Raw genomic sequence first — 25,404 nt, 5'->3', positions numbered from 1 at the left:
CTCACGACGCCCTGAAGCTCGCCCGATACTGAACCGGGGTGACATCGAGGCGGCGCTGGAAGGCGCCTCGCATATGGTCCGGGCTGGCGAATCCGCTGTCGAAGGCCACTGTCTTGAGCGGGGCATCCGAGGATTCCAGCAAAGCGCGGGCCTGATCGAGACGCACGCCCTCTACGAATTCATGCGGGGTGGTTCCCAGTTCGCGAACGAACAGCCGGGCTATGCTGCGCGCACTTACGCCCGCGATTTCGGCCAGACGCTCGACGGGAAAAGGTTCGCGAACATGGTCCATGACATAGCTCTGGACCTTGCCGATCGGCGTGGACGCATCGCTCAATGGCAGTAGCAACGGGCTGAACTGCGACTGCCCGCCTTGCCGCTGCGCCACGACGACGAGCGCCTTGGCGCAGGCGAGCGAAATCGCCGCGCCATGATCCTCACCGACCAGAGCGAGGCTGAGATCGATACCGGCGGTGACCCCGGCCGACGTCACCAGCCTTTCGTCGCGCACATAGATCCGGTTGTGCTCGACCCGCGCCGCCGGGAACTTCGTCGCCAGCATCGGCGAGCATTGCCAGTGCGTCGTGACCGTGCGGCCATCGAGAAGCCCCGCATGGCCGAGCGCAAAGGCCCCGGTGCAGATCGAGCCATAACGCTGCGCTTTCACGCCCCGCTCGCTCAACCAGGTCGACATTTCCTGATCAGGCGCGCTTTCAGGCAAAGCCGGTCCCCCTGCTACGAGCACCGTGTGAAAGGGCTCTATGGCCTCCTCGAAGCTGAGATCGGCCACCACGCGCGTCCCGTTCGAGGTCTTCAGAGGCCGTGTGCTGCCGGCAACCAGCAGCAGGTCATATTGCTCACCTTCGGGCAGGAATCCGTTGGCAGCGGAAAACACGTCGAGCGGTCCGGCAATATCCAGCGCCTGCGCGCCCTCGTAAACAACGAGGGCAACCGTCTTCCTTGCCATTTGCCTCAATCCTTTGGACCGGGCCCGTCCCGGAATTCTGGGCTACGCGCATAGGCCTGGCGATACGAGGCAGCTAATCACGCAAGGTTGGCAGTTTCTGGCAGTTCGCGATCGTTGCGGCCAGTGCGAAATGTTGCGATCTGAAAGGGGCAGGCCGCGAAGGCCATTCGAACCCCAACCCCGCACCCCGTTCTCCCGAAACCAGCGGCGCAAAGCGCCGGCGCAGCCCGCTTGCGGGGCCGCCGGACTGTGCCTGCATGCCAAGGACCCGAGCAGTGACCAACAACACAATCCTCAAGGCAGCCTCGATCGGCGGCGTGACCATTCCCGACAGCAACCTGTGCCGCTCGATCACCCAGTTCGTGCGTGACACGGAAAACGACCTGCTCTTCAATCATTCGAGCCGCGTATTCTTCTTTGCGGCGATCGCCGGGCAACGGCGCGGCCTCAACTTCAATCCCGAACTGCTCTACGCGGCGACGATGTTCCACGACGTGGGATTGATGCCCTCGCACAGCAGCGACGATCTGCGCTTCGAGGTGGATGGCGCCAATGCGGCACGCGATTTCCTGACCAGCCACAACGTCGATCCAGACGATATCGACAAGGTTTGGACTGGCATCGCGCTGCACACCACGCCCGGCATCCCCGAGTTCATGCATCCGGTCATCGCGCTGACCACTGCAGGCGTCGAAATGGACGTTCTGGGCGTTGCCTACGACCAGTACCCCGATGCTGTCCGCGAGGACGTGGTGGCAGCCTACCCGCGCACACCGGCCTTCAAGGAAGACATCATCCAGGCCTTCTACGACGGCATAAAGCACAAGCCCGACACTACGTTCGGCAACGTCAAGGCCGACGTGATCGCCGACAAGGAGCCGCATTTCCATCGCGGCAACTTCTGCTCCGTCATCCGCTGCTCGCACTGGCACGGCTGAACCTCGCCTCCCACTCATTAATGGAGAAAATCAATGTCGATCGGCAATATCATCCTCGTGCACGGCGCATGGGCCGATGGCTCCAGCTGGGCTCGCGTCATTCCGCTGCTCACCGCGAAGGGCCTCGCCGTCACGGCGGTCCAGCTTCCGCTCACCAGCTTCGAGGCCGATGTGGCGGCCGTCTCGCGCGCCATTGCGCTCGCCGAAGGCGATGTGGTGCTGGTCGGGCACAGCTATGCCGGGGCCGTCATCGGCCAGGCCGGCAACGACCCCAAGGTCGCGCGGCTAGTCTACATCGATGCCTTCGCGCCCGGTGCCGGAGAATCGGCAGGATCGCTGTTCGCTGGCTTCGAGGAGGCCCCGCTCGGCGCGGAAATCCGGCCCGATGCGCAAGGCTTCCTCAGGTTGACACCCGAAGGTGTGGCTCATCTCTTCGCGCAGGACCTGCCCGAGACCGAACAAGCCGTGATCCATGCCACGCAAGGTCCGATCAACGGAGAGGCATTGGGCGGCACGCTGAGCGAGGCCGCATGGCAGACCCGTCCGGTCTTCTATCTGATCGGCGATCGGGATCAGGCGATCTCGCCTGGCGATCAGGAACGGATGGCCACACGCATGAACGCCACCATCGGCCACGTCGATGCCAGCCACGTGCCCATGCTCTCGCAGCCCGAGGCCGTGAGCGACTTCATCGTTCAGGCCGCTGCCTGAAAAGCTCTTCGAACTGGCGCGGGCGCGATGCTCGCCTGCGCGCCCCGTACCCGCACAGGAAGATTGCCATGAAACGGACATTGCCGGGCGCATCGCAGGATGTCCGCCTTCACATCGAGGATAACGGGATCAGCTCGGCCGCGCTCGTCTTCCTGCATTACTGGGGTGGGTCATCCCGCACCTGGAGCGATGTCATCGCTGCGCTTGGGCCTGACCAGCGCACGATCGCCATAGACCAGCGCGGTTGGGGCCAGTCCGATGCGCCCGCCAGCGGCTATGCGCTGGCCGATCTTGCCGATGATGCCCAGGCGGTGATCGAAACGCTGGATCTGAAGCGCTACATTCTGGTCGGGCACTCGATGGGCGGCAAGGTCGCGCAGCTTGTGGCCTCGCGCAAACCGCCCGGGCTGGAAGGCATGGTGCTGGTCGCGCCTTCGCCTCCCTCGCCCATGGCGCTGCCGCTCGAGGTGCGCCATGGCATGATCGCCGCCTATGACAATCGCGCCAGCATCATCGCCACGGTGGAAGGCGTGCTGGCCGGCAGCCCATTGAACTCCGAGCATCTCGAACAGGTCGTGGTCGACAGCATGGCCGGGGCGCCGGCTGCCCGATCCGCATGGCCGCTTGGAGCAAGCCAGGAAGACATCACCAGTGCGGTGGGCGAAGTGTCCGTACCCACGCTCGTCCTCTCCGGAGACCTGGACCGGGTCGATCCCCCCGCCGTGCTGCGCGCCGAACTGCTGTCCCGCATCCCCCAGGCCCGCCTGCATGTCCTGCCGGGCATCGGCCATCTTTCCCCACTCGAGGCGCCGCGCGAACTCGCGGCCCTGATCCGCGCCTTCGCGCAAGGCCTGCCGGTTGCCTGACTGGCCCATTCTCAAAGGAATTTGCCATGAACACGATCGAGATCATATCCATTCCGATCCTGCCGTTCGGCATGGTCCATGCCCATCTGATCCGCAGCGAGGCCGGCTGCATCCTCGTCGACACCGGCATCCCGGGATCGGAGCGCAAGATCGAGAAGGTTCTGACGAAACACGGCCTAACATTTCGCGACATCAAGCTCATCGTCGTCACCCATGCCCACACCGATCATGCCGGCAGTGCCGCGCGTGTGCGCACTCTATCAGGCGCCCCGATTCTGGCGCACGAGGACGATGCGGACTACTATAACCGTACGAAGCCGATGACCTATTGCACGACAAGCTGGGTCGGCAAAATCTTCCTCACGACGCCCGTGCCGCACGAACCCTACGAGGGCTTCGAGCCCGATATCCTGATGAAAGACGGCGACACCTTCAGCTTGCTGAACTTCGGTATCGATGGCGTGATACGCCATACCGGCGGCCATACGCCGGGCTCCATCGCGGTCGAACTGGCATCGCAGGACATGATGGTCGGCGATCTGATCGCCTCGGGCATCCTGATCGGCGGCATGCTGTTCAAGGGCCATGCGATCCGCCCTCCCTTCGAGGACGATCCTGCCACCGTTTCGCGCGCGCTGATCCGCATGGTGGAGAGCGGCGGCAAGCGCTTCCACATGGGCCACGGGGGTCCGCTGGAAGTACCCGAAGTAATGCGCCACGCCCGCAACCTTGCGAAGCTGGCCCGGAAACAAGCCGCTCACGGCGGCTGCAATCACTGAATCGCTGAACGACGCCCTCGGCCAGACCGACCGGCACGCGCCGTGACAACCCGACCGAACCAGGAATTGAACGCATGAAATCGACCGATCTTCCCTCGCTCAATCATTTGCGCGCCGTCGCCACTCCTGAAGGTGTCAGGCCCTTCCATGTCGGCATCGTCATCGGCCCGGGCTTCGTGCCGATGGACATGGTAGGTGTGCAGACCGTCTTCGGCTTGATGCCGGGCGCCGAGATCTATCTGCTGTGGAAGACCCGCGATCTGGTCGAGGGCTTTCCCAACTGGTGGACGCGGCCGAGCACAACCTTCGAGGATTGCCCGGAAAAGCTCGACGTGATCGCGATCCCCATGCTGGCGCCCGAAGTGCAGAACGATCCCGAGGTCATCGCCTTCGTCGCAGAAAAGGCAAAGACCGCAGGCCATGTCATCGGCATTTGCAATGGGGTTCTGGTGCTCGGTGCAGCTGGCATCCTCCAGGGGCGGAAAGTCACCGCCAGCCACAACGCCTTACCTATTCTTGATGGGCTCGGCGCGAGGGAAATCGTTCCGGCCGGCCAGGGCGTGACCATCGATGGCAACCTCTACACCGCCGGGCCGGGCGTCGGCAGCTTCGAAGCCGCCTTGCTCGTCGTTGAAGCCGCCTATGGCCGAACCGCCGCCGAGCTGGCCGAGGTGATCATCGAATATGATCCGCATCCCCTCTATGGCATGGGCGTTCCCGCCAATGCCAATCCTGCCCTGGTCGCCCAGTTCGAGGCGATCATGGAACCCCTCGTCGTCGATTACCGAAAGGGATCGATGGACAGCTTCCAAAAACTGTTTCCTTGATCGTTGCAGCCCGCGATGAAAACATGCTGGTAACCGCAGCTGCCGACCCTACTCAGACGCTCAGCCGCCGATTTCGCGTTCCCAGGTGCGGACGTTCCGGTTGTCCTGTCGGAGCGCGTACGCCGGGCCGATTGTGGAATGGCGGGCTTCGGGAAGCCGACGTGGCATAGCTGCCATTCTTTCGGACGGGGAATAGAAGCGACTGGTGACCAGATTCGGCCATCCTTGGGTCGCTGCCCGAATGAACGGCTTCCCCGTTAGGAGACCCATTCTTCCTAAAGGGCGCAGGCTTCGTTTCCCATGCCATAATGAGATTTTGTGATTGCCGACGCGATCCTGCGGACGTCGCCGATACGGCTGTAGGGAATAATCCGCGGATTCTCCGAGGCGATCGGGAAGCGGCTCACCACGAGATGTTCGACCCGATCGAGCCCCAGCTCCGTTCGCAGCAGATCCTCGCGCTTTTCCTCTTTCCGAAGCGCGCGCTCGTAGCTTGCCGATCGCGCACGATTATATCGGGCGAAGAGCCGGACATTGGCCTCGATCTTGGTGATGTCGACCAGGTTGTTCTTGCACTGGACGTTAAAGATGATGCCGCCGCGCGTGGTGACGACATCGAACTCCTTGTGGTTGATGCGCTTGATACCGGTGAGCGTGAAGCCCTGCTCCTCCAGCTCTGCGGAAACGGCCTGCTCGAAGATGAAGCCGGACCGGATCTGATAGCGCCTGATCTTGTAGAGGCAGACGTTGCGCCAGTTATAGAGAAACCGGCTGAGCAACGCGACCGAGCCAGTCAACTGGCCGTCCAGCTCTATGAGCGGCGCATAGCTATTGGTGTTCTCCGTATAGGTCCCGGGCCGATGGACCAGCGCCTGGCGAAGCGCCTGCGGCAGACGAAGCGCATCCGCCACACGATCGAACTTCCGGCGTGAGAGGCGGACCCAATAATCGTCCTCGGCGAGATCGGCGATGTGGCGGACGAAGGCGGCCGCGAACCTGAAATCGGACCCGGCCAGATCGAACTCGGCATAGGCCGCCTCCATCAGGCGGATGTCATTGCGAAGCTCCGCAGCCGAGAAAAGGCGCGATGGCGATACCGGCTCGAGGCCTGCCCCTTCCAGGATTTCCGGATCGAGCGCCTGCATGTCGACGATCGTCGTCCGCTCGGGCTCGAGGTGCAGCCCGTCGAGCACGGCATAATCGTGGGAGCCATAGAAGCCGTCGCCCATGACGTGCAGGGCGAAATCCGGGAAGACCTCGGCCAGCATTGCCTTCTGATACAGCCCGGTCAGGGTGGCCCCATTGAGCTCCACCAGCGGCAGGAACTGGTTGAGGGTGTCGATGACAGGGACCGGCTCCCGCCCCTTCGCCGCATCCGGTAAGGTATACAGCAGCGACACCAGGTGCCGGCGTCGGGACTGGAAATAGTCGATCGCCGAGTTGACCGTGCCGAACGCCCCGCGGGTCGTCTCGATCCGGAGCATAGCGAAGGAGACGCCGATCGCCATCGTCTGCGCCATCAGCGTCGTGAAACGCTGAGCGAAGGCTGCGCCGAACTGATAGACGATGTGGTGATGGACGACCCGGAACCGGCGCGGGGCCCGGGTCACGTCCAGAGGCAGGTCCAGCAGCGCTTCCCATAGCCAAGGCTCCTTCAGGCCGAAGCATGGCAGGTTGATGAACTCCTCGACCGCGCGTATCGTCTCGAACAAGCTCGAGAAGGCCGACTGCGGATCGAATTTCGCCAGCGCAGCGTGCAAGCCGGCGCTGTGCTCCTCGATCTGTTCCCGGAGCAGCGCGCGTGCGTCGTCTCCGACGAGACGATCGCCGGACGTCCACTCCGTAATCGGCGTCCCCCGGGCCATGTCAGCGGTATCCTGCGCGGGCATTGTCGTTGAACATCCCGGCAGAGGACAAAGGCCCGAGCAGCACTTTTACCAACCTGTAGCGTGAGACAACGCCGATCATGCCAGTACGTCAAGGCTTCGAATTGAGGCTTCCGGGAAAAGGTTCTTCGCTGCGATCGCCGCATTCGCCGCCGCCACGTCGGGGGCGAAGATGACGACCGCCAGATCCTTCACTGCCCGCGAGCAGCAGACGTAAAAGAGACGCCGGGTGCGATCCAGCACCGTCTCCTCTCCTGCATCGATCTTCGCCTGGTCATTGTCCGACAGCGGCGCATAGCCGAAATATTTGCCATACGAGTATTGGTGAAACGCCGCTTCCTCGTCGTCGATCACGACCAGAACGCGCTCGAACTGTGCGCCCTTAACACCATGATGGGTCGCAAACGGCGATTCCTCGGTGAAATAGCGCCGATAGGCCCAGAGCTCCCCAATCTGGCAGGCGAGGAAAGCCTGGACATTGGAGAAGCCGCTGCTGCCATCATCAATCGGATCGTCTACCAAATGAGGCCCAAAGCGGTCATCGAGGCGTAGCAATTCAGTGTCGCGGACATGCCGCATGAGTTGCCGCACCGTTGCCTGTGATCCATCCGCGAGCATCGCCACCAACGCGTCGAGCGCCTGCTGAAGACCCGTCAGGATCGGAGCGGCCGGTAGCCCGCGCAAACGCTCCGGTTCGAGCCTCGGGCTTTCGCTGCGCAGGATCGACATTGCCGTGAAGCGGTCACCCTCACGCGCGGCCATGACCAGAGGCAGAACATGCTGCGCAATCGGTCTAAGCGGCCAGGCCGAGCCGTCGGCGATCCCTTCGCTAAGACTCATCGGCGCACGGTCATTGAGTGCGGAATAGAGGTTAGGAAACCCAAGCCGCGTTGCTGCCATGCGATGCACAAGCACCAGCAGCCGAACATCGCCTTCGGGCACGTCACTCAACCAGAGCTCATCGTCAGTCTCTCCGGCGAGCCAGGCACGGACCGCAGCGAGGCGAGCACTCCGCTGATCGTCGGCCGGCAGGACAAAAAGATTGGCTGTGCCGACCACAGGCTGCTCGACGTCGCCAACCTTGATCCGGCGTCCACGGGTCTGGACCAAGCCGTCACCGGCTGCTCTGATCGCATTGACCACACCGAGCACCGAGGTCGGGCACCGAAAATTCTCCGGCTTGTTGATCTCGGCCCAGCCAGGGCTGAGAGGAACGGCGCCAGTGCCGCTCATGTAGATTTTCTGCATTGGGTCGCCGAAGAAGCCGACGCACAAGCGAGGCTGCTCTGCAGCGATCGAGCGCAGCGCTTCGACGACTTCGGGATCGGTGTCCTGGCTCTCGTCGACGAAAATGAACGGGAAACGACCGGCGACGACCCGGCGCAGCAGTGGATGTGCGTCAACGCAGTAGGGCGTCAGCTTCAACACATCGTCATGGCCGAGGATGCCTTCGGCATAGCTGCTGCCGGTGCCGTAGATGAATCTCTCAACGGCGCCGATCGCGGCGAGTTGGGCTTCGAGCTCGGCGATCTCGATCTCCAACCGGGCCTTGGTTCGGGCCTGCGTGCGCGGCTTGTCGTAATGTTCGCGGCGCTCCGCGATCTTCTGCTCGATGCGAATACCCACCCAGGTCGCGATATCGCTCTGGAACGGCCGGATCACGGACCACAGAAAGCTGTGGATCGTCGAGATTTGGAACAGGGGCGAAACACCGACATCATCGGAAATCTCACCGACCGCGACTTCGGTGTAAGTGATGCAGGCAATTTGCTGCCCCGCTCGGCGCAGTGCGGGACCACGAGTCCGGGCGAGGTGATCGAGCGCCTTGATCAGCGATGTCGTCTTGCCCGAGCCAGCGCCCGCAACCATTATGAACGAGCGCGGGACAACGCTGTCGAGGCAGGCGCGGACCTCAATGTCTGCCTGCGTGTCGGGGCTGCCGATCCGACTAGTCACGCGGCGGCCTCATCATCCGGACCGGCCGCGTCACCTGGCCCCTCGTCCGCTCCTGCCGCCTCGTCGGGCTCCGGCTCGGATTCTGGCGGCGCGATTTCGGTTTCGAGCCAGCGAAGGCCATCGGCGATATATTCAGGTACGGACCATGTGGCGGGATCTTGTGCGAGCAGCGCGAGAGCGAAATCGGTTTTGCTGAAGCTCTGTGCTTGGACGCGCCTATGAATGCGGCGAACCAGCTCGACGAGATCCTTCTCGTCGTTCTTGGCGATGCGAAGCTGGAGCGGCTTACGATCCAGATGTTGGCACCATGCGAGATTCTCGAGCGCGAACGCTTCCTCCAGCGTGCGGCCTGCCAATGAGAGGGTGACGCCACGCCAGGTCACGTCAGTACGGCATTGATAGGCAACGCGCACCAGAGCGTCGTTGTCGTTGGCGCGCGCCTGCGTTTTGTCGTCGGCGGACGCTGCCCACAGCGCATCGACAGTGTTGCATTTCGGGAGCCATTGCAGAAGCGTCTGATTGGAGGTCGCCGCCCCCGGATGGCCGGCGATGCAGGTCTTGCCCGGCGGCTGACCAGCAGCTTCCCCATCGTCCTCGTCCCCGTCCTCCTCTACCGCCGCGATCGCAGGCGCCTCAGCACCTGCCTCCGCCTGAGCTGGCGGACCGAAGACACTGTCGAGATCGGTGATGATGAGCGTGGTAAGGCCAAGGAACTCGATTAACGCCTTGAAGCGATAGCCGAACGCGCCCCCGATCTCGAGGATCGTCAGGTAGGTCGATTGGAGGCGCGGTGCGGCCGTTTCGATCATCTGAGGCAAGAGCAGTCGCTCGACATTGCCTTCAACGAGCACTGCGGCATCGGCGAAAAAGAGATCACAATGCGCAAGCTTGAGGTAGCGCTCCAGGAAAGTGCGAACCTCGGGATCGGTGCTGTCGTAGAAAGCGGACAGATTGAGGACGTCCGACGTCGATGTCGCCTCTGTCCGGTTGCGCCGGAAATAGCGGATCGGCCGAAAGCCGCGCTCATAGAGGATGTGGGTGGAGTGTGTGGTGACGACCACCTGGCTGGTATAGGCGGTCCGCTCCACGCCCTTGAGCGCGAGGAGGTCCATGACCTTGCGGATAAAGGCCTGCTGCAACTGCGCGTGGAGGTGTGCCTCCGGCTCTTCGATGAAGATCAGATGGACGGGCGGCCTGTTCTCCTCGATCGCCAACCACTGGGCGTGGAGATCGAGAAGCTCGACCACCATGAAGATGAGGTTCTTGAATCCCAGGCCATTGTAGCGGTCGGGCAGCGTCGGCGGATCAGCCGCGCCATCATCCGGACCAAGGACGTAGTGGACCAGAGCACCATCGCGACTGCTCAGAATCTGCGCGGGATCGAGAGCCGAGCGGATCATCATCCGTGGATTCGACAGCCCGGGATAGCCGAGCTTCGCAAGGCTCCTGAGCGTCGGCTCGAACACACGTTCGAGATGCTCGTTGAGCGAGACTTCAGATGCGGCGAGTGCCCGGAGGGCCTCGAGATCCTCACCCTTCTGCTCGAGGTTTCGACCGTAGAAACGGCTGAGCACGCGCGACAGGTCCTCTGCTCGGGCGCCGCCTGGACTATCCGACAAATGGCGCTGGGCATTGAGGAAATCGATCCGGAGGATGCTGTTCAGAATTTCGCGTCCGCTGCGATCGCGTCCCGCGAGCGACGCGGGGACATAGCCGGGCTCGGCGATCATTCCGGCGTCGAATTTCGCCGGATCGAGCACAAAGTAGCGCAGCTCATATTCGTCGTTCAGACGATCGCGGAGGTAATCGCGAAGGTGGCGCGGCACCGGGTCGAACACCGGCACGCCATTCTCGTCCTTGTCGACGGCAGCGAGGGCACGATCACGAGCTTCGGTATAGCGAGCGCGCGTCGCTTCGGGGTCGATCGGGGCATAGGCGACGCGCATGCCGACGAGTGTGCTGTCCCATGCGAGGCTCGGCAGCAGATCAATTGCGCGATGGACGTCCTCGGCGCCAATCTCCAGCCAAATATCGACTTCCGCAGCCGGCAAGACACCGGCTTCCTCACCGGCACCGAACGCTATGATGCCCGGCCACAGTTCCGCGCTGAAATCATGGATACTGAAGCGGCCATGCCCGGTGAACAGTTGAAGCGCGTGCCCGACCGAGGTCTTTCCGCTGTTGTTCGCGCCTACGAAGATAGAGATGTCGGATGCGAGATCGATGACGACATCCTGCAACCTGCGGAAGTTGCGGACAGCCAGCTTCTTCAAATGCATCCTGATCTCTCCGGTCTCGTGTGGTGCCGATGCTTCACGCAAACCGACAGTCAGATCCTCACCTTAGCTATGTTCTCACTATCGGGCGAGCATCGCGACCAACGACATTGCGCCTGACTGTGGATGGCTTTTTTTAATCCCTCGTCCTCAACTAAAGAAATCCGGCCCCGGGATGATCGTCAAACATCTCCGCAGAGCGCACATAGCCGAGGAGCACTTTCACCGACTTGTGGCGCGAGACCTCCTGCATCTTCTTGATCGACGCGCGGGTGCGCGCCGCCTCGGTCTGGAAGCCGGCGCGCAACAAGTGACCGGCGACGGTTGCCGGGTCGAGACCGGCCAGTTCCGTATAGCGCTGGATGAAGCGGGCAACTGAAAGATGGGTCATGGACCCACAACTTTTCCAATTGAACGGCAATAGTGGGCGCGTGGCCGCGCTCTGACTACAGATTTTCTATAGGCTTTGAATGGCGGCTTTCCTTGGGCGGTCGCCGCTAAGCCGACTGTCGCAAAGGTCCCATCAGTCGTCGTTACAGTCGGCGGCTGTGCACGTAAGCAACCAGCACCCGGGCGGAACCCCGCTTCTCATTTTATCTCAACGAGTGCACGAAGCTGGCCCACCGGAATGACGGTGATGCTGCCGATCTTAACGATCTGGATGGTGCCGTCGGCGATCAGTTCATAGAGCTTTGACCTCCCAATACCTAACATCCGACAAGCCTCCGGAATGCGCACAGCCAGCGGCTCGTGATAGCGCGGCAACCCGGCGGTCTCGTTCGGTCCGCTCACTGGAACGACCGCAGCTTGCGGATTGCCGGATCGGCGCTCTCCTCGGCCGCGTTACCAGCCAACCGATCAGCAATCTCATCGATTAGCGCCGCGAAGTGTTTTGCTCCTTTGGCCTCCGCCTCGGCAGTGATCGGCAGCACTGTACCCACGATCAGTTGATGGCGAACCATCCGCGCCGTGATCTCCCAGACCAAGCCTTCATTTCGGCGCAGCCAGTCGAGGTGCCTCTCGATCCGCGCCAGGCGCGCGCCAATGGCCTCATCGCCCTTCGGTGCTTCGCGACGATTGAACCAGGCGTCGAGCGCCTCAACGAGGATTTCGGACCGCGCCTTGCCCGATACGCCGGCGACTTGCGCTAGCCGGCGGCTCATGTCCTCTGGGAGAAATAGCTGATGGCGGGTCTTGTATGTCTTCATCAAGGTCCTCGCTGACGGGTCGATAAGGCCGCATTTCCGGGAGACCGAACGGGCGGCTGTGCCTTGTGTGATTTTCGCCGCGTCGGCCGCACACAAAAAGGGCGCCAGTTGGCGTTTATTGGATATTTGCGGATATTGCCGAACCGAGCGAGCACTTCAGGAAGCGCTCTGAGCAGCGGCGCACGACCTCAAAAGGCCAAACTGATTCGCCTTAGCGTAAACGGTCTTCGAAACTGTCCGCACCCGAGATCGGCATCAATCAGGTAATGCCCGGCCCGCCCCGCTGGCGACCGATCGTCCAATTGACCGCCCCCGTCTCGCGCATGAGGCCGGAGACATTCTTGCCGACCTGCTTCTCCAGTTCGGCACGCCAGGGGACCAGCGTGAAGTCGCGGCTGCGCTCGACGATGCCAAACTTGCCCGAGACCAGATTGACGCTGCGCTGGTAAGTGCCTTCGATCCGTTTGCCAGCCTGCGCTTCGACAAACGGAATTCCCAAATCCTTCGCCATCTGGGCACCGACCGCCCTCACCTCTCGCTCGCGCAGAACACGCAGCAGGTTTCGGTTGTAGATGACCTCCGTACCTTCCGCCGTCGCCAATTGCTGTTCGATCAGCCACTGGCGGCGCAGATCGAGCGCCTTCCTCACGTCATTGCCATAGCCGCCGCTTGCAAGCTCGGTCTTGCCTTCCCCCACCAGTTCTCGGTCGAGCCAAGTCTCGGCATGCGTTCCAACCAGTTGCTCGATGGGTTTGGCCGACAACACCTCGATCCGAAACGGCTCGGCCCTTTGTCGCCCGCGCTCGTAAGCCATAACAGTTTCGAGATGATCAGGCCTGATGTTCCAGACGCCGCTCGGTTCGCGGTCGAGTTGGCCGGTTGCACGGCGGATCGCTTCAAGCCGCCGGACATGTGCTTCAGCGTATGTCTGCATGGCGTTGGGATCGTGCCTGAGGTGAAGATCGATCGTGTACCGCCCGCCATTGGCAGCCGCGACCTCCACCACGTTGGTGTCCGAGACACGAATGCTGGCCTGCTTGGGTTCGAGCCTGACCAAAGAACCAACGGAAGCCGCCTCCGCGTTACTGCCGATATCGACATAGTGGCTGTGCCCATCGACTCCGTCCACGATCAGATAGCGCCGCTCATGATCCTCGTCCGCGGCACCGCGTTTCATCACCTTGCCGACGATCGTCCCTCGGCTCTGCTCGGGCTCGCCTTTCCGGTGACCGGGTACGCCGTGGATGACCATTGGCCGAGGCTCGATTTCGGGCGCCAGTTTGAGGCTCGGAAGCTCGCGCCATTTCGAAGCGGTCATGTCGCGGTGCAGGGTGCGAATGATATCCCCGCGCCGGCCCATGTTGCCGAGGGTATGCTCGATGTCGGGATCGAGTTTCCAGGTCAGCGGTCCGGCCTTCTCGGCAAGCTCCATCCGCTCCAGCACGCGGGCACGCCCGATGAGCAGTTGCTGGTAGGAGGAATCGCCTGCCATCGGACCCTCGATTTGCTTGAGATCCACGAGGTTGTCCCTGGCCTGCGCAATGATCGTCCGATCAAGCCGGGTCATGCGTTCCGCATCGACTTCCAGGCTCAATTGCTGGCGCACTTCCATCTCGCTTTGCGGCCCGAGATCACGCGTCATAATCTCGGAAGCACGGGCACGAATGCCGTGGGCAATATAGTCGCCGGCGATGTTGAGGTTCTTGCCGTCCTCTGTCTTGCCGCGCACGAGGATATGCGTGTGCGGATGGCCGGTATCGAAGTGGTCGACCGCCACCCAGTCGAGCGTCGTCTCCAGGTCCTGTTCCATCTTCGCCATGAGGTCGCGGGTGAAGGACTTGAGGTTCTCGAACTCAGGCCCATCCTCGGGTGAGACGATGAAGCGGAAGTGGTGGCGATCCTCCTGCCCGCGCTCGGCGAAAGCCTGGCCGTCAACCTCGTCGGCAAATGTCGAATAAAAACGGGCCGGCTCACCGTCGCGGGTGACACCGTCCCGCTCCAGATAGCCCACGTGCTTCTGCACCGCCGCCACCTTGCCCGCGAGCTTCACAACCCTCGCCTTCACCGTCACCCGGCGCGGCCGCACGCGAATGCCGCTGGCGTGATCGAAAGACCAGCCGGAACCGCGCGGCAAACTCGCCGCAATTTTGGCGCCGCGACCGCGCGCATTGAAACGACCGGACTGCTTCGCTTTTACGGGAGCAAACGCCCCCCCTGTGCCGCGCGGATTGCCACCGCGTCGGGCGACCTGTTCGAGCACCTTGCCGCGCAAGTTGCGGCCTGGGCTCCTGCCGCTGCCAACACCGCCGCTATCGGGACGTGAGCGGCTGAGGCGAGGTTCGAAGCGATCGTCATCGTGTGGCATGCCCAGAATATGGCGAGGCCCCTCTCCTCCCCTCAAGTATCTCGCGGTAAAGTCGAGGTTTCCTGCGGGTCACACGCTTGCCGGCACCGAGATTGTCTCCCTGGCCCGTCCGGCCCGAGATAATCCAACTCTCTTAAAAACGATGTGCAGACAATGCCTTGGCCTTAAAGGCCCAAGAAGCGCAGCTTCGCTTTATCTTGCTGTTTTCCGCTTTTCCGGCACCTCCGCAAATCCGCCATTCCCGCTGCCCATCATCCCAATGACGACGCCCCATTTGTTCGCTATATGTTCTTTTCAGTGTTTTCCGGTGAGTCGCGAAAGGGAGCAGATCATGGGCGTGCGAATTGAAGCGAAAGCGGGTCACCGGCTGGTGCTGACAGGCGATATCGAGACCGTTCTCGATGTCCCGGCGCGCGGACAAGCCGAGGGTTTCTCGCTCGCGTTTTCAGACGGCACACTGGTGCGTGGACGCTGGATTCCGGGAGGACCAGCCTGCCGATTTGCCATCGCAAGCGAAGGCGCTGCGATGGTCAAATTCGTGCGCCATGGGCTCGGTGAAGCGATCGAACTAGACTGGAAATTCGACTGGATCACGCTCGCCTGCGGCGCGGAAACCCTGCGGCCAGAAACCGTCATCGATGGCGATGACGTGCTGCAATTGACGCTGGATATCGAGGTGACGGAGGCCGCTTGAAGCGGCCCCGATCGGGTCGCAGAGTTATGACTGTGATCGCAACTCGGCAGCGGGCCGCAGGCTGTCGATCCATTTCAGCGACACGGCTTCCACCGTGTCGCGCAGCTTGCAGACGGCCTCGCGGATCGCCTGCAAGTCTTCGATGCTGATTTCGTAAGCAGTGGAGTAGCGGGCCTCAACATAGGCTCGCTTGGCCAGCTCGAACCGGCGGCGATCCAGCTTGGTGGCGCGCGGCCATGCCTCGATCAGAGCGGGCTGTTTGTCTTCGGCCAGCGACCGCAAGAATTTCAGGTTGTGGGAGCGCGGGACATACTGGCTACGGACCAGCAGGTAGCAGATGTAAGCCCGCTCAGCAGCCTGATGGAGAGTGAAGGCGGCGTCATTCCAACGGCCCTTCGTCACATAGAATTCAGCGCCTTCGAGAGCTGAATTTACCTTACTGAGCCAATCCGCAAGGTAGGCTGTCGCCATATCATAGGCGTCAGACTTCGTAAGCGGCTTCGGCTGCGCCAGCGTGAAGCCCGATAGTTCGTAAAGAGGGATGCCGTCCCGCGCGATATCGACCCAGAAATACTCGCCGCGCGTCAGCCCCCGGTTCACGTCATCCAGGGTGTGAACGATGATGTTAACTTGGCGTCCGATAGCTTGATCGCGCAGGATCTTGTCCTCGGCCACGTACCAGAATTCGGCAATGTCTGTGAGCCGCTCGTGGCTGACAATGATCAGCAGATCGTAGTCAGACTGGTAGCCGTTTTCGGGCTCATCTACCCAATCACCGCGCGCATAGCTGCCGAACAGAATGACCTTCTGAACCTTGCCGTTCCGCTTCCACGGCTGCGTGGCGCGCGAGGTCGCGACGGAGAATTGCTCCATCAGAATTTGCGTCGCTCGCGCCAGTTCCTGCTGCTGGATCGAGGGCAGATGGTCTATGTCCATACGCATAAACGGATTCTCGCCATGTCTTGCTCGAAGGGCAAGCAAACAATTCGGGCACCACGTCCTTGAGCTGATTTCCGTTTAGGATTGCTCAAAACCGCCCAGAAAGACCGCGCAGAAGCTAGGAACAACGTTGCCGGTCCCGCCAGGACCGGCAACGCACTTCAGCGAGAGCTCAATCGCCGCCCACTTCATTGTCCCTCAAACTCTGCGCCAGATTGCTGATCGCCTTCCCCATTCGTTTCCAAACCTGTCGCTTGGAAAGCCCCGTCTGGCGCGCAATCTCTCTGATTTCCATATGATAGACGCGCATCGCGAGGAAAATTTGACGCTCCATTTCAGGCAGTTTTGCCAATGCGGCTTCCATGCGCGCGCGCCGCTTTTCGTCATGATCATTGTCCATTTCCGGTCTCCACGGAAAGAGAAGCCCGCCAGTGCAAACGCTCCGTCGGGCTTCCGGATCAGGCCGCGTGCGGCAGCGCTTGAGGTTGATCGGCGGCGCCGTCGGTTTCCGTTGCCGGAGCCAAGAACGGCCTGATCTGCTCCGATCGCTGGGCACTGCCGACGCCGTCGCGCGCGGTGTAAGAGGAGGCCGGAAACGCCATCCAGCGCGGCACCCAGCCCTCGACTTTCGCCCGTCCATGCCTGCCCGCAATGCAGTCCCTAATGATCGTGCGTTGGACCTTGGTCGTGGCTTTGGCGTTCTCGGCGGCCACCGCTTCGCCCGCCACTTCGGCAAGGATATGCCCCATGACTTCGCGGTCCCGAACACCATCGAGCAAGGCATCGTCCGCCTGCCAGACTGCCGCCATGTCGACGCCCATGTTCTGCCCCAACAGGTCAACCAATGAGGTCCCTACCGTCAGCGTTTCGGCCATGACGATAGCCAACACCGCCATGACCTGCTCGTCACTGAGGGCAATCAGCCGCATCAGCAAACCGCAGATGCCACTGCCATCGGGATCGCTACTCACCACGGTCGGCGTCTCCGCATCGAGACCCAGCATGGCCAGCACCAGCCGCCGCTTTGCATCAAAAGCCGCCTCGGAAACGCAGCCTTCGACGCTATCCGCCACCACATCGTTGGGCGCTCGTTGGTCCTCGATCCGCACATGCCAGAGCGGCGAACCGGCAATGACATGCGCAACCATGACCCGCAGCGACAGACCGGGATCATCGGCCAGCCTTGCACGCACTGCTGCATGCCGGTGCAGGTCGATATAGGCATTGACCGTGCTCGACACCTCCGGCCGGACGGCACGCTCGATAGCTTCCCCGCGCTCCAGACGCCGGGCTTCCTTGGTCGTAAGGAAGCCCTCGTGGATCGTCACATCCCCGCGATGCCCGATGGCGATATAGACCCTGCCGCCCTTGGATTTGGAAACGCGCTCGTGCTCCCAGGAATGGAAGGCTTGGCCCCGCCCCATTACCACGACTTCACTCCAGCCCTGCTCGCGCAGGTCCTCGGCCTTGGCTTCGACCGCTTCCATCTGCGCCGCCCAGAAATCGTCCGCGCAGACGAAATAGCGCTCGATGCCGAACAGGTCCGCGACGATCTCGCCCTTGTAGGTTTCAAGGTCGAACAACGCCGAAGAGGTCGGGATCGACGCACCGCCGAAGAGCCATGCCTTCAATGCCGAACCGGTAGGAGCATAAGCACTAGAATCATCGAACAGCATCAGCCATTCGCGCTGCCGGGATTTCGAGGCCATGGTGAGATGACGCAGCGAGACAGGATCGATCTTCTCGGCGCGATAGAGATTGCGAAGGCGAGAAACGAGATTGCCCAGCGCCAATGTGCGCTTCACCTGCAGGGCGGTAAGCCCGAACGTATAGGCGACATCCTCAACCGAGCGCCCTTCCCGCATGAGCCGGACAAAGGTTTCACAGCGGGTCATTTCATCGGGATCAAGGCGCGCGATGTTCTCGATCAGCGAGGCCTCGAGCGCCGCCGCGTCGTCCCCCGGCTCCAGCACCGCGCAAGGCAAATCCTCGATGCCGCCGCCCTCCTCGGCCACCGTCAGAGCAGCATGATAGCGGCGCTTGCCGGCAAGGATTTCATAAGCGGGAGAATGATCACCGCCCTCGCCTTCGCTGCTTACGCCATCAGCAACCCCCACCAGTTCGCGAACGATAAGCGGCACCAGTACACCGCGTGCCCGAACCGAGGGCAGGATATTGGTGATGTCGCAGGCCTTGCGGGTGCCGCGCATGTTGAGGCCGGAGACCGACAGACGGGCAAGCTCGATGTGCTTCAGTTCCATTGTCCTTCACTCCTTCTCTATCCGCACATTGGCCCGCCGGATGGCGGGGTGGGCGGCAGGAGCGAGCCGACAGGCGCGCCGCGGCGCGGTGCACCCTTGGGCCGAAATATGATGAAGGAGGCGAGCCTGCTCGCCTTGCACCGCGCCGCGGCGCGCCTATCGAGTGAGCGACGCCCACCCCGCCAGGCCGGCCAGCCAATCAACCGGCGCCAGCGCGCGCCAGCGCGATGACCGCATCCGGCCCATCGGGCCGCCTCTGTCAGGGATCGTGACGGCTATGCCGACGAGACGCCGTAGGCGGCTCGGTTGAGCGCAGCGAAATAGAGCCCGGCCGCGCGGCCGCGCGGGACAGCACGCTTCGACGGAGCCAATTGGTTAAGAAAAGAAGCGCCGCACTTTGAAAATGGCTGATTTCCGCGCTCTTAAGATGCTCGAAACATGGCTAGATGCGTGTTAGCTTCCATTGCGCTTGCCATATTCCATCTGTAACGGCCAGCGCGAACGGGCCTCCCCTGAGAGCCGCCGGGAATACCATGCACGACGCCAGACAAGTTGCGAATTTTCTTCTCGACTGCGCCGAAGAGCGCGGCGTGAAGCTGACGAATATGAGTGTTCTAAAGCACATCTATTTCGCGCACGGATGGCACCTAGCATCGTATGGCCAGCCCTTGATCAGCAATCGCATAGAGGCGTGGGAATATGGTCCAGTCGTGAGGGCCGTTTACGATGCCTTCAAGACTCACGGCTCGGGCCCAATTTCGAGCCGAGCAGAGATGACTGATTGGGAGACCGGGGAAGTTCTGGTAGCTCAAGGCAACTTTACGTCCGAAATCAGTAACTTTCTGAGATCCGTCCTGACCTACTATTCTGGCTTCGGGGCATTCGAGCTCTCCGACCTTACGCACGCACGCGGCGGCCCATGGGACAAAGTTTGGAATGCGCTCGACGGCAAGGTCCGCCTCAACATGGCAATCTCGAACGAGAGCATTCGCAAGCATTTTGTGGAGCAGGGGAAAAACGCCTCTCTCCAGTAGCCTCACGTTGCGCTAGCCATTCTAGCCATGTTATTTAATACTTTATGGCACTTCCGATTCCTCCTCTCCAAGACGTGGTCAGGTTGACTGGCCAGGATCTCCCGACGACGATTACCAACTTGCGGCGGCATTACGAGCGGCCCGGTCCGGTGTGGGGTTATTCTCCGGCCAAAAAGTTGGCGAAGGCGGTCTTTAGCGCCGAGATGTCCAGAGAGGCGGCCGCCAAGGCGTGCGGAGCCACCGGCCCTCTGCTGGGGCGTCCATATAACGCGGAAGTCGGAGGCATGATCTGGGATGCGGCTCAGGAGCGTGGTAGGTTTATGTGCCACGGCCTCCAAACACAGCGCCTCCACCTTCGCCAAGACTTTTCGATCAAGGTCGACCCGCTGTTCTTCTTCCGAGAAGGTGGAAAATCGATCTTCTTCTATTTGCAGCCAAGGGCCACTCATGTGCCTGGCATCCACGGACTACGTCTGATCGTGAGTGCGATCCACTCGCTCTTTGCCGTCGATGAGCACGCGGATGCTGACGTCTTATTGATCGATTTGAGTGTTCCACAGGGAGGGAAAGAGCGTGTCGCCTCAAGCTACACGATTTCAGATCTTCCCTTGCTCGAAACGTCGCGGATGGAAGCATATTTCCAAAGGTTCACCGACGCTTACGACATCGTTAGCAAGGAGGGCGTGGTCCGGCCGGAACGGCGTAAGCCTCTCCCACGCGATTTGGGCGACGACCTCTTTGGTTCCCCACCAGCGAGTTGAACGTCATCGCACAGGCCGTGCTTCGTTTTGAGCCTCGCGTCCGGTTGTGACGAGCGGAGACCAAGATAGCGTTAGAAGCTGGCCTGATAGACGCTGGGCCGAAGGCGAACGTGCGCTGCTAGCGGCGACCTCAGCTCAAATGCCTTCGGCGAGCGCGCGAAGTCATGGATCCGGAGCAGCCTAAATTCGTTGGGTCGCTCTTGCGAAAACGCCAACTCGTTACTTGATAGGAAAAACGGTGTTCGGGCATGACCCAGCGTCGTTTTGACCTCTAAAAGGCGCTCGCTTCCGTCAGGCGCATAGGAATGGATGTCATAACCCGCGCCGTCGCCATCTTCCCGCGCGACCCAGCGTACCTTTCGCGCCAAATCGTCCCGTCCCATCAGAGCTAGCCGCGATCGCTCGGCGTGAAATGCCCGCTCCTCTCCCTCCAAACCCAACTTACGATTTCGAGCATCGCGCGCGGCGGGATCAAATCGATGCAATAACCGCCTCAACGCGGCAGGCGGCGACACGTTCGGATCCTCACGCGGCGGAGGTGCATCCATTATTGGCAGATCGGCGAACTGAACACTCGGCGCGGCATCAAACTCGATGAGAGACTCCGGACGCTCGGCGGCCCCAAGGTACCGCTCCACCCCCTCAATCAAGGCATGCTGGAAGTTCGCGCGGGGCCGGTAGCCTTGGATCGTCGGCAACCCGAGCCGCTCCAAGACGGCACTGATGTTGCAATGCTTGAACTCTATCGAGGCATGTGATCGATCAACGAGCCGCCGCAGAGCTTCATTGCGGTGGGATTTGACGAACCGTTGACCGGCCAATTCCATCGAAAGCATCGCGAAATAATCCGTGACGATCAGATCAATTTCCTGATCGGTCCAATGTGCTCCGCTGCTATTTGCCCCAGCCATCCCAGGCGCTTATCATGGGTCTGTTCGCCGTGTCACCACGTGCTATCGGCATTATCCAGGACGCGCCTTGTGACAGCGCGCACTTCCTTGGCGAACAACAGAGGATGCCGGAACCAGAACCAAGGAAGGCGCTCCGTGATGGCCGACACTCTGACCGCGCCTGAACGCGCCACCAGAATGGCGCTTATTCGAAGCCGTGACACGAAACCCGAAATGATCGTGCGTCGGCTGCTTCATTCCCTTGGGTTCCGATATCGCCTTCACGCCAAGGACCTTCCCGGCAAACCGGATGTGGTTTTCAGATCTCGCCGCAAGGTGATTTTCGTTCACGGGTGCTTTTGGCATCGGCACGATGATCCAGCATGCAAGCTAGCCCGCCTCCCCAAGAGCCGTCTGGACTTCTGGATCGGGAAGTTAAAGGGTAATCGCGCGCGGGATCTCGCGAATGTTGAAAAGCTCGAAAAGATGGGTTGGAAAGTCGCGATCGTATGGGAATGCGAGTTGCGTGACCGAGAACAATTAGGCAACAGGCTGGAGAGATTCATTACGGAGAAATCATGAAGGCGATCGAACTCTTCGCGGGAGCGGGCGGGCTTGGGCTCGGCGTCACGCGAGCGGGCTTCAAGACGCTAGACGTCGTGGAATGGGATCGCTGGTGCTGCGACACCATCAGGGAAAACCGTAAGCGCAAGAGCGCTGGGATGGGCCATTGGCCCTCGCCGCGCGAGGGCGACATTCGCGATTTTTCGTTCACCCAATTCGAGGGAAAACTCGATCTCGTCACCGGCGGCCCCCCTTGCCAGCCGTTTTCTCTCGGCGGACGCCACCGCGCGCATCAGGACGATCGCGACATGTGGTCTGAAGCCGTGCGCGTCGTGCGCGAAACCAAGCCGAGCGCATTCATATTCGAGAATGTGAAGGGGCTGACCCGCGCGACTTTCGCCACGTACTTCAACTACATTTACCTTCAGCTCACATATCCCGAAATCGACATGAGAGACGGCGAGGCTTGGCTGGATCATCGCGCCCGATTGGAACAACATCACACATCCAACGGTAGCTCCGCGCTGTCCTATCAAGTGTTGCCGCCTGAAGTTCTCAACGCGGCGAATTTCGGCGTCCCGCAAAAGCGCGAACGCGTGTTCTTTGTCGGCTTTAGATCCGACACAGGCATCAAATGGTCGTTCCCGCGCGAGACGCATTCGCGAGAGGCGCTGCTGTGGGATCAAATGCACGGCGATTATTGGGAACGCCATATGGTCGCCAAACGAGATCGGCCGTTAGACATCGGCAAGGGCGCGGCGCGCCTCCGTTCCGAGCCAAGCCTAAAGCCTTGGCAAACGGCGCGCGACGCCCTGGTCGGGTTACCCGACCCGGAGCTTGCACCGCGTGCCAAGTCCGAATTTGCCGACCATCGCTACCAACCCGGCGCGCGAAGCTATCCTGGACATACGGGCAGCCCCCTCGACGAGCCAGCGAAGACGTTGAAGGCAGGTGTGCATGGAGTGCCTGGCGGCGAGAACATGCTACGCCGTCCCGATGGCTCGGTGCGCTATTTCACAATCCGGGAGAGTGCGCGCTTGCAAACATTCCCCGACGACATCGTGTTCCACGGATCATGGAGCGAGACCATGCGCCAGCTCGGAAATGCGGTTCCAGTAGATCTTGCCCATGTCGTGGCGAATTCGGTCGGCGCGCATCTGAAGGCGGCGGCGAGCAAGAAGGGCAATTCGTAACGTGACAGATGTCTACAATCCCCTCGACAAGATAAATCTTGGCAAGTCCGTCGCCGACGCGCTTCTTTCGCGCCCCGCCGAGCCGTTGGCCAGCATCACGCCCTTCGAAGGGGCAGGCATCTACGTCCTCTACTACCGGGGCGCTCATGAATGTTATGCGCCTATCGCCGAGCAAAACAGGACTGCGTCGAATTGGCCAATCTACATTGGTAAAGCCATTCCCTCTGGCGGGCGCAAAGGCGCCAGCATGTCAGCGAGCAAGCGCGGAACGGCTCTCTACAAACGCCTGACCGACCACCGAGATAGCATCCTCGAAGTCGAACAAGGCTCCGGCACTCTCGCGATCGCCGACTTTGATGTTCGCTATCTAACCGTCGACGACATTTGGATTCCGCTCGGCGAAAGCTTGCTAATCGCCAATTTTCGTCCCGTCTGGAACATAGCGCTCGACGGGTTTGGCAATCATGATCCAGGAAAGGGTAGGTACAGCGGTCTACGTCCGCTTTGGGACCACCTTCACCCTGGCCGACCTTGGGCAGAGCGCTGCGCCGAAAGACCTGAGTCTATCCTTGAGTTGGAACACCGCATTCGGTCGTTTCTGGAAGTCCATCCTCCGGGATCGCAGCACGATTAACAAAAAGCTTTAGCTTGTAAGTCGGGCTGAATTCGGCCGACTTGGCCTTTTACCGCCGTCACTATGCTCACAACCCAGCGGGGTACAGGTAATGGGCATACCGCCAATGGCTGTGCTTACCGACTGAGCCAATCTTCGTCATAGGCTTTCAACCGTTCCCGCAGCTGTTCCCGTCAGCCCTCGCAAAAGCGGGCGGATCAACAGCTCCTGAACCGTAGCAGGGTTTATGAAGATCCTATTTATCCTTGCACAAATGTCCGAATTTAGTTGCGATTGCGTAATCCATTGAAATTTGGTCATTTCAATTAATACACCGCATTCAACGCGTTCAATAAACCATGATTCCATAGATAACATCTCACCCCCTGATTATCGAACGATCTAATAAATTCGGGATGACAGTTGCCATTCTACCGTTCAAGCAATAAGACTTTGCAAGAATCATCTCCAGTGCCTCACCATTGAGGTGTATCGGGCAGAAAGACGATTTCGGCTAAGAATAATCATAATGGCTTATTACTAATCCATACGACTATCGGAGATAGACGATGGGGTTATTCGACTGGCTTGGCAAGCTTGCTCACGAAGACGGCGTGCATCGCACCCAGCTCCGGATTCCGGCAGAGAATGTACTCGTTCCCAATCGCCCTGCTTTAACCCCAGTGGCCGAGCAGAATTATGTGCGTATCTGGTTGAGCGAGATGTTCCTGCGCGATGGCGGAAAATGGTTCACCAAACGTTATCCGCTTACCTACTCTCTTGTATCCCTCGACTATGGCGACCAAAAGAGCACCGATTTTGCCAATATATCAGGTAAAAACAATCTTGAAATCAAGCAGACGGATCTAGGAAAGTCGGTACTTTTTAATTATCCGCTCACACCTCTACTGCCATTCAGAGGGGGGACGATCTCACTCGACTGCGGCCTGGTGTCAATGCAGGCCAGTAATCTGGTCACTAGCTTTGCTTCGGTCGTAAGCGAATTTGCTGGCAAGCTGGGTGGAACCCAGGTCTCCGTCGCAGCTGATCTTGCCGGTTCAATCGCGGCCAGCGTCCAATCGCTGCTCGGCGCCGGAGATGCGGTTTCCAAACTTTATTATCACAATGTCTTTGCGGCCACTGGAGGGAGCGCGCTGGTCTCCGGCTACCTCTTCCTGTCTGAAAAACCGGAGGGCCAGATTGACGAGAAGACTTTATGGGTAACTGACAACGGTCTTCGTGCCGGCCGCGACAAAAGCGGCCTGACCACGCTCGACCCGCAGGACTATCTGCTATTTCAAATCGAATGCACTGAGGAACGAGACGATTATCAGTCTTTCTCCTACATTGCAGGGCCCTTCAACGACGCGCTGCAAGCCAAGGCCGAGGGCGACGACGCCAAGGCCACACTTCTGATCGGGCAAGCCAAAAAGGCGGTGCAGGCCAGCCTCGATTTTACCGGAGTCGACCGCAAACGTGTACGTCTTGCCATCGACAAGGCTTTTGCAGACGAAGGTTGGGGCGCAGCTATCAATGAGAGCCCGGTGCAGAAGCAGACCATTCAGGAAGCGCGCGCGCTGACGACAGAACAACGCGCGGCCTTGACATTTGAGAAGGCTGTTTTTGCCCTAACTCTCGACGTGGCAAAGGATATGCCCGACCCCGAGGAGCTGTGA

The 25,404-nt window shown here is 60.8% G+C and carries 24 protein-coding genes; 12 read left to right on the top strand and 12 right to left on the bottom strand.

What is annotated here, in order from left to right; translation table 11 throughout:
* Position 1: 1 nt before the first annotated feature.
* The gene (locus tag AC1VVK_RS16285) at positions 2–967 is read right to left on the bottom strand and encodes a GlxA family transcriptional regulator (RefSeq protein WP_482903784.1); all 966 of its coding nucleotides are present in this window, start codon (positions 965–967) and stop codon (positions 2–4) included.
* A gap of 275 nt (positions 968–1,242) precedes the next feature.
* Here AC1VVK_RS16285 and AC1VVK_RS16280 point away from each other — a divergent pair, with 275 nt between their 5' ends.
* The 5 genes from AC1VVK_RS16280 (at position 1,243) to AC1VVK_RS16260 (ending at position 5,088) form a co-directional block, all read left to right on the top strand.
* Complete coding sequence (locus AC1VVK_RS16280) at positions 1,243–1,905, top strand: HD domain-containing protein (protein WP_482903783.1); 663 nt, start codon at positions 1,243–1,245, stop codon at positions 1,903–1,905.
* A 33-nt stretch (positions 1,906–1,938) separates the two neighbouring features.
* Positions 1,939–2,616 carry an alpha/beta fold hydrolase gene (locus tag AC1VVK_RS16275; protein ID WP_482903782.1) on the top strand — a complete coding sequence of 226 codons (678 nt, stop codon included), beginning with the start codon at positions 1,939–1,941 and terminating at the stop codon, positions 2,614–2,616.
* A gap of 68 nt (positions 2,617–2,684) precedes the next feature.
* The gene (locus AC1VVK_RS16270; RefSeq protein ID WP_482903781.1) at positions 2,685–3,482 is read left to right on the top strand and encodes an alpha/beta fold hydrolase; all 798 of its coding nucleotides are present in this window, start codon (positions 2,685–2,687) and stop codon (positions 3,480–3,482) included.
* 26 nt (positions 3,483–3,508) lie between these two features.
* On the top strand, positions 3,509–4,261 hold the full coding sequence (locus tag AC1VVK_RS16265) for an MBL fold metallo-hydrolase (RefSeq protein ID WP_482903780.1): 753 nt from the start codon (positions 3,509–3,511) through the stop codon (positions 4,259–4,261).
* 107 nt (positions 4,262–4,368) lie between these two features.
* Positions 4,369–5,088 carry a DJ-1/PfpI family protein gene (locus AC1VVK_RS16260; RefSeq protein ID WP_482903779.1) on the top strand — a complete coding sequence of 240 codons (720 nt, stop codon included), beginning with the start codon at positions 4,369–4,371 and terminating at the stop codon, positions 5,086–5,088.
* 275 nt (positions 5,089–5,363) lie between these two features.
* Here AC1VVK_RS16260 and AC1VVK_RS16255 read toward each other — a convergent pair whose 3' ends face one another.
* The 7 genes from AC1VVK_RS16255 to AC1VVK_RS16225 all read right to left on the bottom strand — a co-directional run bounded on the left by AC1VVK_RS16255 (position 5,364) and on the right by AC1VVK_RS16225 (position 14,686).
* Positions 5,364–6,953 carry a hypothetical protein gene (locus AC1VVK_RS16255; protein ID WP_482903778.1) on the bottom strand — a complete coding sequence of 530 codons (1,590 nt, stop codon included), beginning with the start codon at positions 6,951–6,953 and terminating at the stop codon, positions 5,364–5,366.
* 99 nt (positions 6,954–7,052) lie between these two features.
* Positions 7,053–8,930, bottom strand: a complete 1,878-nt coding sequence (locus AC1VVK_RS16250) for a UvrD-helicase domain-containing protein (protein WP_482903777.1) — start codon at positions 8,928–8,930, stop codon at positions 7,053–7,055.
* On the bottom strand, positions 8,927–11,209 hold the full coding sequence (locus AC1VVK_RS16245; protein WP_482903776.1) for an ATP-dependent nuclease: 2,283 nt from the start codon (positions 11,207–11,209) through the stop codon (positions 8,927–8,929). The genes AC1VVK_RS16250 and AC1VVK_RS16245 overlap by 4 nt, the downstream gene beginning before the upstream one ends.
* Positions 11,210–11,360: 151 nt before the next feature.
* Positions 11,361–11,597: a site-specific integrase gene (locus AC1VVK_RS16240; RefSeq protein ID WP_482903775.1), complete on the bottom strand. Its 237-nt coding sequence runs from the start codon at positions 11,595–11,597 to the stop codon at positions 11,361–11,363.
* Positions 11,598–11,794: 197 nt separating this feature from the next.
* A complete protein-coding gene (locus tag AC1VVK_RS16235) occupies positions 11,795–11,998 on the bottom strand; it encodes a helix-turn-helix transcriptional regulator (protein ID WP_482903774.1) in 204 nt (67 codons plus the stop codon).
* On the bottom strand, positions 11,995–12,414 hold the full coding sequence (locus tag AC1VVK_RS16230) for a hypothetical protein (RefSeq protein ID WP_482903773.1): 420 nt from the start codon (positions 12,412–12,414) through the stop codon (positions 11,995–11,997). The genes AC1VVK_RS16235 and AC1VVK_RS16230 overlap by 4 nt, the downstream gene beginning before the upstream one ends.
* A 259-nt stretch (positions 12,415–12,673) precedes the next feature.
* The gene (locus tag AC1VVK_RS16225) at positions 12,674–14,686 is read right to left on the bottom strand and encodes a DUF3363 domain-containing protein (protein WP_482903772.1); all 2,013 of its coding nucleotides are present in this window, start codon (positions 14,684–14,686) and stop codon (positions 12,674–12,676) included.
* A 424-nt stretch (positions 14,687–15,110) separates the two neighbouring features.
* Between AC1VVK_RS16225 and AC1VVK_RS16220 the strand changes: the two genes are divergently transcribed.
* The gene (locus AC1VVK_RS16220; protein ID WP_482903771.1) at positions 15,111–15,473 is read left to right on the top strand and encodes a hypothetical protein; all 363 of its coding nucleotides are present in this window, start codon (positions 15,111–15,113) and stop codon (positions 15,471–15,473) included.
* A 24-nt stretch (positions 15,474–15,497) separates the two neighbouring features.
* Here the strand turns inward: AC1VVK_RS16220 and AC1VVK_RS16215 are convergent, their stop codons facing one another.
* From AC1VVK_RS16215 to AC1VVK_RS16205, 3 genes are all read right to left on the bottom strand, one after another.
* Positions 15,498–16,415 carry a HEPN domain-containing protein gene (locus AC1VVK_RS16215; protein WP_482903770.1) on the bottom strand — a complete coding sequence of 306 codons (918 nt, stop codon included), beginning with the start codon at positions 16,413–16,415 and terminating at the stop codon, positions 15,498–15,500.
* A gap of 169 nt (positions 16,416–16,584) precedes the next feature.
* Entirely contained in the window at positions 16,585–16,812 is a 228-nt protein-coding gene (locus AC1VVK_RS16210) for an RNA polymerase sigma factor (protein WP_482903769.1), read from the bottom strand.
* 58 nt (positions 16,813–16,870) lie between these two features.
* A complete protein-coding gene (locus AC1VVK_RS16205) occupies positions 16,871–18,673 on the bottom strand; it encodes a ParB/RepB/Spo0J family partition protein (RefSeq protein WP_482903768.1) in 1,803 nt (600 codons plus the stop codon).
* 533 nt (positions 18,674–19,206) lie between these two features.
* Here AC1VVK_RS16205 and AC1VVK_RS16200 point away from each other — a divergent pair.
* Entirely contained in the window at positions 19,207–19,707 is a 501-nt protein-coding gene (locus AC1VVK_RS16200) for a Panacea domain-containing protein (protein WP_482903767.1), read from the top strand.
* Between the two features lie 83 nt (positions 19,708–19,790).
* Positions 19,791–20,468: a hypothetical protein gene (locus tag AC1VVK_RS16195; RefSeq protein ID WP_482903766.1), complete on the top strand. Its 678-nt coding sequence runs from the start codon at positions 19,791–19,793 to the stop codon at positions 20,466–20,468.
* Positions 20,469–20,539: 71 nt separating this feature from the next.
* Here AC1VVK_RS16195 and AC1VVK_RS16190 read toward each other — a convergent pair whose 3' ends face one another.
* On the bottom strand, positions 20,540–21,379 hold the full coding sequence (locus tag AC1VVK_RS16190; RefSeq protein WP_482903765.1) for a protein NO VEIN domain-containing protein: 840 nt from the start codon (positions 21,377–21,379) through the stop codon (positions 20,540–20,542).
* A 138-nt stretch (positions 21,380–21,517) separates the two neighbouring features.
* On the opposite strand from AC1VVK_RS16190, the gene AC1VVK_RS16185 reads away from it, so the two are divergent.
* The 4 genes from AC1VVK_RS16185 to AC1VVK_RS16170 all read left to right on the top strand — a co-directional run bounded on the left by AC1VVK_RS16185 (position 21,518) and on the right by AC1VVK_RS16170 (position 25,404).
* Positions 21,518–21,940, top strand: a complete 423-nt coding sequence (locus AC1VVK_RS16185) for a very short patch repair endonuclease (protein WP_482903764.1) — start codon at positions 21,518–21,520, stop codon at positions 21,938–21,940.
* Positions 21,937–23,115 carry a DNA cytosine methyltransferase gene (locus tag AC1VVK_RS16180; protein WP_482903763.1) on the top strand — a complete coding sequence of 393 codons (1,179 nt, stop codon included), beginning with the start codon at positions 21,937–21,939 and terminating at the stop codon, positions 23,113–23,115. The genes AC1VVK_RS16185 and AC1VVK_RS16180 overlap by 4 nt, the downstream gene beginning before the upstream one ends.
* A 1-nt stretch (position 23,116) precedes the next feature.
* Entirely contained in the window at positions 23,117–23,749 is a 633-nt protein-coding gene (locus AC1VVK_RS16175; RefSeq protein ID WP_482903762.1) for an Eco29kI family restriction endonuclease, read from the top strand.
* A gap of 548 nt (positions 23,750–24,297) precedes the next feature.
* The gene (locus AC1VVK_RS16170; RefSeq protein ID WP_482903761.1) at positions 24,298–25,404 is read left to right on the top strand and encodes a hypothetical protein; all 1,107 of its coding nucleotides are present in this window, start codon (positions 24,298–24,300) and stop codon (positions 25,402–25,404) included.

The sequence above is a fragment of the Novosphingobium sp. BL-S-32 genome (assembly GCF_056857055.1).
This window is presented reverse-complemented; position numbering and strand designations above follow the sequence as displayed.